Source organism: Mesorhizobium sp. M7A.F.Ca.US.014.04.1.1 (assembly GCF_003998745.1).
Classification (GTDB): domain Bacteria; phylum Pseudomonadota; class Alphaproteobacteria; order Rhizobiales; family Rhizobiaceae; genus Mesorhizobium; species Mesorhizobium ciceri.
In genome coordinates this window covers 1-7509 of record NZ_RZRW01000285.1, presented here as the reverse complement: position 1 = coordinate 7509, position 7509 = coordinate 1, and the positions used below count along the sequence as shown (strand labels likewise).

Here is a 7509-nt window from a genome sequence, read left to right as displayed (position 1 = left end):
GTCAAAGGCCGACCGCCGTCGCGATGCGGCGGCACGCCGCGCCGCCTTCGAGCCGCTGGCCAAGGAAATCCGCGCCACCGAAGCGCTGATGGACCGCATCCGCAAGCGCATCGACGGCATCGAGGACGAACTGTCCAATCCGGCGGTGTACGAAAAGGATCCCTCGACAGCGACCCGGCTGGCCAAGGAGCGCTCGCAACTGGCCCAGACGCTGGCCGGCCACGAGGAAAAGTGGCTGTCCATGTCGGCAGAGTATGAAGAAGGCACGGCGGAGTGATTACGCAATCTCCCCACAAGTGGGGAGATTGGCTAATCATCTGGCCCTACACGCGCCCTTTGAAACCCGCTAGTCTTGCCGCATGAACCAGCACGCCAAGCTTCGCATCGGCCATTCGGCCTGTCCGCATGATTGTCCTTCGACCTGCGCGCTCGAGGTCGAACTGCTCGACGGCAATCGGATCGGCCGCGTCCATGGCGCCAAGTCCAATAGCTACACCGCCGGCGTCGTCTGCGCCAAGGTTGCGCGTTATGCCGACCGCGTCCACCATCCCGACCGTTTGCTGAAGCCGCTGATCCGCGCCGGCGCTAAGGGCGACGGCACCTGGAAGGAAGCGAGCTGGGAGGCCGCGCTCGACCTCGTCGCCGAAAAGTTCATTGCGGCCGAGGAGAGGTACGGCTCGGAGACGATCTGGCCCTACTACTATGCCGGCACGATGGGGCTGGTGCAGCGCGACGGCATCGACCGGCTGCGCCACGCGAAAAAGTATTCCGGCTTCTTCGGGTCGATCTGCACCAATCTCGCCTGGACGGGCTGGATGATGGGGGCCGGCGCCTTGCGCGGGCCGGACCCGCGCGAGATGGCGAAATCCGATTGCGTGGTGATCTGGGGCACCAATGCGGTGGTGACCCAAGTCAACGTCATGACCCACGCCATCAAGGCGCGCAAGGAGCGCGGCGCCAAGATCGTCGTCATCGACGTCTACGAAAACGCGACGATGAAGCAGGCCGATCTTGGCCTTGTGCTGAAGCCAGGCACCGATGGCGCGCTGGCCTGCGCGGTCATGCATGTGCTGTTCAAGGAGGGCATGGCCGACCGCGCCTATCTCTCGAAATACACCGACGACCCGAGAGGGCTGGAAGCGCATCTCGAGACGCGCACTCCGGCGTGGGCGGCCGGGATCACGGGCCTGACGGTTGCCGAGATCGAGGCCTTCGCCCGCCTCGTCGGCACGACCAAGAAGACCTATTTCCGCCTCGGCTATGGTTTTGCACGCCAGCGCAATGGCGCCGTCAACATGCATGCCGCCTCGTGCATCGCGGCTGTCACCGGCAGCTGGCAATATGAGGGCGGCGGCGCCTTCCATTCCAATTCCGGCATCTTCAAGCTCAACCAGGATGTGCTCGAAGGCACCAGGATGCGCGATCCCTCGATCCGCTATCTCGACCATTCGCGCATCGGCCCGGTGCTGACCGGTGCCAGCGATGCGCTCTATGGTGGCCCGCCGGTGACGGCGATGCTGATCCAGAACACCAATCCGGTGAATGTCGCGCCGGAGCAGCGGCTGGTGACGCAAGGCTTCCTGCGCGACGACCTGTTCACTTGCGTGCACGAGCAGTTCATGACCGACACGGCCAAGCTTGCCGACATCGTATTGCCGGCCACGATGTTCCTCGAGCACGACGATGTCTACAAGGGCGGCGGCAACCAGCACATCACGCTTGGCCCCAAGCTGATCGAGCCGCCGGAGGGACCGCGCACCAACCATTTCGTCATCGAGCAATTGGCTGATCGCCTCGGTGTCGCCGACCGTCCGGGTTTCGGCCTGACCGAGCAGCAGCATATCGACATCATCCTGGGCAAGCGCGGGCTGGGCAGTTTCGAAAGCTTGAAGCAAGACAAATGGGTCGACCTGCAGCCGGATTTCGAGGCAGCACACTTCATCAACGGATTTGGCCACGCGGATGGAAAATTCCGCTTCCGCGCCGACTGGACCGGGCAGGCGGCGCCCAACCGGCCGCCCAAAAGCATGGGCCTGTTCGGCCCGGTGGCGCGGCTGCCGGAATTCCCCGACCATGTCGACCTGATCGAGGTCGCCGACGAAGCCCACCCGTTCCGGCTGACGACGTCGCCGGCGCGCAACTTCCTCAATTCGACATTCTCGGAAACACCGGTGTCGAAAGCCAGGGAGGGCCGCCCGGAACTGCTTCTACATCCCGACGATGCCGCGGCACTTGGGCTGGCCGATGGCGACCGTGTCGAGGTCGGCAACCAGCGCGGCGAAGTCGTGCTGCATGCAAAATTGTTCGACGGCATCAAGCGTGGCGTGGTGATCGCCGAAGGCATCTGGCCAAACAGCGCCCATGAGCGCGGCGAGGGCATCAACGTTTTGACCGGCGCCGACGCGCCTGCACCCTATGGGGGTGCTGCCTTCCACGACAACAAGGTCTGGCTGCGCGCGGCAAGGTGAGAGAACTCAGTTGCTCTCGCGTCAAATTATACCGGCAGGGCTTCGGCCACCTTCTTTCGGTTTCGCCTAAGACTGATGTCGTCGGCGATCTGCTCGGCCTCGATCGAGATTTCGCGCAGCAATCCGGTGACCGGATTGTGAAAGCCGATGAGATAGAGGCCAAGCTCTGAAGCCCTCGCATTGACGCCGCTGCGCTCTGGCTGAACGCCGGGCTCCAGCAATTTGGCGTAGCCGGGCCGGAAGCCGGTGGCGAAGATGATCGCGTCGAACTCGCCATGCCTGCCGTCGGTAAAACGGGCGCCCTGTTCGGTGATCTCGGCAATGTCGGGTACGATCTTGATCGCACCTTCGCGGATCTTGCGCACCGTGCCGATATCGATCGTCGGAATGCGCGACGAGAGCGCGATCTGCTGCAGCATTCCTTGCTGCGGCCGCCTGAGCCCGTATTTCCCCAGCCTGCCCAACGCCAGATCGAGGATGATGGGAAACAAGGCATCGTTGATGCGCTGCGGCATCAGGCGCGCCGCCATGCCGATCATCTGGATGGGCACGCCAAGCAGTTCGCGCGGTACGATATGAACGCCGCCGCGCACCGAAATCGTCGGCCGCGCACCGCCTTCCACCAGATCGAGCGCGATCTCGGCGCCGGTATTGCCCATGCCGACGATCAGCACCGGCCGGCCGGCGAAAGGCACTGCGTTGCGATAGTCGGCGCTATGCAGCTTTTGGCCCTTGAAGGCATCGGCGCCGGCAAATCTGGGCATCAGCGGCTCTGCGTTGTTGCCAGATGCAATCACAACGTTTGAAGCATGCAAGGGACCGGTCGTCGTATCCACGAGCCAGCTTCTGCCCCGCCGGGTGATCGCCCGCACTGTTTCTCCAAATCGCGGCCGCAGATCGAAACGTTGCGCATAGGCATCTAGATAGTCGATGAAGAGATCGCGCGGCACATAACGCGGATAGTCCCTGGGAAAGGGCGCGAAGGGCAGCGAGGAAAAGCGCTTGGCCGTGTGCAAATGGACGCGCTCATAGTGGCGTCGCCAGGCGGGTGCGGCCTGCTGCTCCTTTTCCAGCAGGACGAAATCCTGCCCGCTCTGCCGCAGGCACGCGGCAATGGCCAGGCCCGCCGGCCCGGCACCGATGATCGCAACTGGGGTGGTGTCGTCCAAGCCGGCCTCCGCGGCAGAATTCACAGCCCGAGAATGTCAAAAACATGGTGGGAAAGTAAAGGCCTGCCGCGCGACAAATATTTAGACAGGCAAAGGCACCGTCAACCCTACCTTGACCCGGTCCATGGCAACGAACGTGCGGAATTTGCGGACATTGTTGCTGTCGAAGAACAGTTTTCGCGTCAGCGCCTCATAGGCGCCCATGTCGGCCACTGTGATGACCAGGATGAAGTCGGCCTCGCCGGTGACGTAATAGCATTGCTGGACCTCGGGGGTCGCCGAGAACTGCCGCTTGGCCGCGTCGATCAGTTCGGCGCGTTCGCTCTCGAGTTCCACCTCGACGAAGATGGTGATGGGTTGACCGACCGCTGCCGGCTCGACGACAGCGACATTGCCGGCAATGACGCCGGTCTGCTCCATGCGCTTGATGCGGCGCTGCACCGCCGGCGCCGACAGGTTCACCGCCTCGCCGATCAACCGCTGCGGCGTCGTGTTGTCGCGCTGCAGGATGGCAAGGATGGCGAGATCGAAACTATCGAGCGAGGACGGCAATGCAGGCAATGGAATATCCTGGACGAAACAAACTTGCATTTAAGAGACCATATTACAGCGCTCTTTGCGTTGCTCCTGCAATATGTTCTCGCTGACCAACGGGACCGGCCAATGTTCCTGCTCAACCGCAACGCATCGCACCGCCGGCCGCTCGATCCGATCGATGCCGAAACCCTTGGCGTGGCCGGAGCCGACACGGTCGAGCGTTTTCTCAGCCACCGCGACAATCACCGGATGACGCCGCTGCATGCACTGCCGGCGCTCGCCAGCGAATTCGGACTGGGCGCCATCCATATCAAGGATGAGGGCTTTCGCCTCGGCCTCGGCAGCTTCAAGGCGCTTGGCGGCGCCTATGCCGTCTTCCGCCTGGTGCTGGAGGAGGCCGGCAGTCGCCTTGGCCGGCTCCTCGATGTGGCCGATCTCGATCGGCCTGATGTGCGGGCGGTCGCCGCGGCGATGACATTTGCCTGTGCGACCGACGGCAACTATGGCCGCTCCGTCGCGCAAGGCGCGCAACTCGTCGGCGCGCGGGCGGCGATCTTCGTCCACGCCGGGGTCAGCGAGGAGCGCATCGCGGCGATCGCCCGCTATGGCGCCGAGATGATCCGCGTCCACGGCAATTATGACGATTCGGTCAGGCAAGCTGCCCAGGTTTCGGCCGACAAGGACTGGACCGTGGTCTCCGACACCTCGTGGCCGGGCTATGAGCGCATTCCCGGCCTGGTCATGCAGGGCTATACCGCGATCGTACGCGAAGCCTTGCGCCAACTCCCTCGGACGCCGACCCACGTCTTCGTGCAGGCCGGTGTCGGCGGCATTGCCGCCGCGCTGGCCGGTCATCTGGCCACCGTGCTCGGTGACGCTAGGCCGACCTTCATCGTGGTCGAGCCGGCGCGTGCCGCTTGTGTCTTCGCAGCCGCCCAGGTCGGGCGCCCGGTCAAGGTCGCGCACGGCCAGCCGACGGTGATGGCCATGCTTGAATGTTACGAAGCCTCGCCGGTCGCCTGGCGGGGTCTGGCGCGCGCCGCCGACGCCTTCATGACGGTGGATGAGGACGAGGCCATCGCGGTGATGCGGCGGCTGGCCTGGCCGGCCGGCGGTGACCCGGTGATCGTCGCCGGCGAAAGCGGTGGTGTCGGCCTTGCCGGGCTGATCCGGGCGGTGGCCGACAACCGGGCCGATCTTGGACTTGACGGCAAATCGCGGGTGCTGGTGATCAACACCGAAGGCGCCACCGACCCGCATCGCTACGCCGAACTGGTTGGCATGAACCCGGCCGATGTGCTGGAAGGCAAGATGACAGCCGAGGCAACGGCATGATCGCCATCGATGCGCAGCGCCTGCTCGGCCGCATCCGCGAACTCGGCGCTGTTGGCCGGGATGTCGAGGGCAGGCTGACCCGGCTGGCCGCCTCAGACACCGACAGGCAGGGCCGCGACCTCTTCGTCGGCTGGCTTCGGCAGGCCGGGCTCGATGTCGCCATCGACCGGGTCGGCAACATTTTCGGCATCTGGCAAAGCCCGGAAAACACCGGGCAAGCGCCGCTGCTCATCGGCTCGCACATCGACACCGTCATCGATGCCGGCATTTATGACGGCTGCTACGGGGTGCTTGCCGGGCTGGAAGTGATCGAGACGCTCAAGGCGACAGGCTTTTCGCCGTCGCGCCCGGTCGCGGTCGCCGCTTTCACCAATGAGGAGGGCGTACGCTACACACCCGACATGATGGGCTCGCTGGTCCACGCCGGCGGCATCGATGCCGAAACGGTGCTGGCGGCCGTCGGCACCGACGGCAGCGTGCTCGGGCAGGAGCTTGCCCGCATCGGCTATGCCGGCGACCGGGAACCCGGCTTCCTCACGCCGCACGCCTATCTCGAACTGCATATTGAGCAAGGGCCGGTGCTGGAGCGCGAAGGCTTGCCGGTCGGCGCGGTGGAGAATCTGCAAGGCATCTCCTGGCAGCGCATCACAATCGACGGCGTCGCCAACCATGCCGGCACCACGCCGATGTCGATGCGCAACGATGCCGGCCACGCCGCCGCCCGGGTCATCACCTTCCTGCTCGACCGGACCAAAGCCTCGAACGCGCCGACCGTCGCCACCGTCGGCACGATCCGCTTCGAGCCGAATGCCATCAATGTCATCCCTTCGCGCGCGGTCTTCACCGTCGATCTGCGCGATCCCGACGAACAGCGCCTGCAGGCGGCGGAAGCGGCGCTTGCCGCCTATCTCGAGCAGCTTGCCGCCGCTGAGAACGTGACGGTTTCGGTCGAGCAACTGGCCCGCTTCGAACCGGTGATCTTCGACCTGCGCATCGTCGAACAAATCGAGGCCGCCGCGAAACGCCGTGGCCTCGGGGTCAGGCGCATGACATCAGGCGCCGGCCACGACGCGCAGATGCTGGCGTGTATCGCGCCTGCGGCGATGATCTTCGTGCCGAGCGTTGGCGGCATCAGTCACAGTCCTCGCGAACACACCGATGACGCCGAGCTTGTTGCCGGCGCCAACATCCTGCTTGATGTGGCCGCGCAACTGGCAAAGTAGGTCAGAAGGGGCAGAAGCAGAAGGGGCAGAAGAATGTCTGAACTCGATCGCGACGCGCTGAAGCAGGAGATGATTTTCTGGCGGCGCGATCTGCATGCACACCCGGAATTCGGCTTCGAGGAGAAGCGCACCGCCGCCTTCGTCGCCGCCAAACTGCGCGAATTTGGGTTGGACGATGTCACCGAAGGCGTCGGCGGCACCGGTGTCGTCGGCACGCTGAAGCGCGGCAGCGGCAACCGGGCGATTGCGCTGAGGGCCGACATGGATGCGCTGCGCATATCAGAACAATCGGACGCATCTTACCGGTCCGGCAATCCCGGCATCATGCATGCCTGCGGCCATGACGGCCACACCACCATGCTGCTCGGCGCGGCAAAGCTGCTGGCCGGTGAGGGCGGTTTCGACGGCACCGTGCGCTTCGTCTTCCAGCCGGCCGAGGAATGGGGCAGGGGCGCACTCGCCATGCTCGAAGATGGGCTGATGCAGCGCTTTCCCTTCGACGAGATCTTTGGCCTGCACAACATGCCCGGCCTGCCGATCGGGCATTTCGAGACCCGTGCCGGACCCATAATGTCGGCCGAGGACAACTTCGAGATCGTGCTCAAGGGGCTCGGCGGCCATGCCGCGCGGCCGCATGCGGGCAACGAGACGCTGGTCGCGGCCTGCGCGCTGGTCACCAATCTGCAGACCATCGTCTCGCGCCGACTGAGTCCGGCCGACATATCCGTGGTTTCGGTGACCGAGCTGATCACCGACGGCACCCGCAACGCTCTGCCC

6 protein-coding genes and 1 pseudogene are annotated in these 7509 nt (G+C 64.7%); 5 read left to right on the top strand and 2 right to left on the bottom strand.

Going from position 1 to position 7509, the window contains the following annotated elements:
• Positions 1-277: pseudogene (locus EOA22_RS19135) on the top strand (ABC transporter ATP-binding protein); the annotation flags it as partial.
• Between the two features lie 82 nt (positions 278-359).
• Entirely contained in the window at positions 360-2468 is a 2109-nt protein-coding gene (locus EOA22_RS19130) for a molybdopterin oxidoreductase family protein (protein WP_013532465.1), read from the top strand.
• A 26-nt stretch (positions 2469-2494) separates the two neighbouring features.
• On the opposite strand, the gene EOA22_RS19125 is transcribed toward EOA22_RS19130, so the two are convergent.
• Both EOA22_RS19125 and EOA22_RS19120 read right to left on the bottom strand, forming a co-directional pair.
• Positions 2495-3637 carry an NAD(P)/FAD-dependent oxidoreductase gene (locus tag EOA22_RS19125; protein ID WP_013532464.1) on the bottom strand — a complete coding sequence of 381 codons (1143 nt, stop codon included), beginning with the start codon at positions 3635-3637 and terminating at the stop codon, positions 2495-2497.
• An 81-nt stretch (positions 3638-3718) separates the two neighbouring features.
• Positions 3719-4228 (bottom strand): Lrp/AsnC family transcriptional regulator, encoded by a 510-nt coding sequence (locus tag EOA22_RS19120; RefSeq protein WP_063167707.1) that lies wholly within the window; start codon positions 4226-4228, stop codon positions 3719-3721.
• A gap of 72 nt (positions 4229-4300) precedes the next feature.
• On the opposite strand from EOA22_RS19120, the gene EOA22_RS19115 reads away from it, so the two are divergent.
• From EOA22_RS19115 to EOA22_RS19105, 3 genes are all read left to right on the top strand, one after another.
• On the top strand, positions 4301-5509 hold the full coding sequence (locus EOA22_RS19115; protein WP_127390142.1) for a diaminopropionate ammonia-lyase: 1209 nt from the start codon (positions 4301-4303) through the stop codon (positions 5507-5509).
• Positions 5506-6732 carry a Zn-dependent hydrolase gene (locus EOA22_RS19110; protein ID WP_013532461.1) on the top strand — a complete coding sequence of 409 codons (1227 nt, stop codon included), beginning with the start codon at positions 5506-5508 and terminating at the stop codon, positions 6730-6732. Before EOA22_RS19115 ends, EOA22_RS19110 begins: the two co-directional genes overlap by 4 nt.
• 33 nt (positions 6733-6765) lie before the next feature.
• Positions 6766-7509: amidohydrolase (locus tag EOA22_RS19105; RefSeq protein ID WP_127390141.1), on the top strand; the 744-nt coding region annotated here is incomplete at its 3' end.

Excerpts from the sequence above, each read along its gene's own strand:
- EOA22_RS19115 (WP_127390142.1), top strand. The coding sequence starts at position 4,301 with ATGTTCCTGCTCAACCGCAACGCATCGCACCGCCGGCCGCTCGATCCG.
- EOA22_RS19120 (WP_063167707.1), bottom strand. The coding sequence starts at position 4,228 with ATGCAAGTTTGTTTCGTCCAGGATATTCCATTGCCTGCATTGCCGTCC.
- EOA22_RS19110 (WP_013532461.1), top strand. The coding sequence starts at position 5,506 with ATGATCGCCATCGATGCGCAGCGCCTGCTCGGCCGCATCCGCGAACTC.
- EOA22_RS19130 (WP_013532465.1), top strand. The coding sequence starts at position 360 with ATGAACCAGCACGCCAAGCTTCGCATCGGCCATTCGGCCTGTCCGCAT.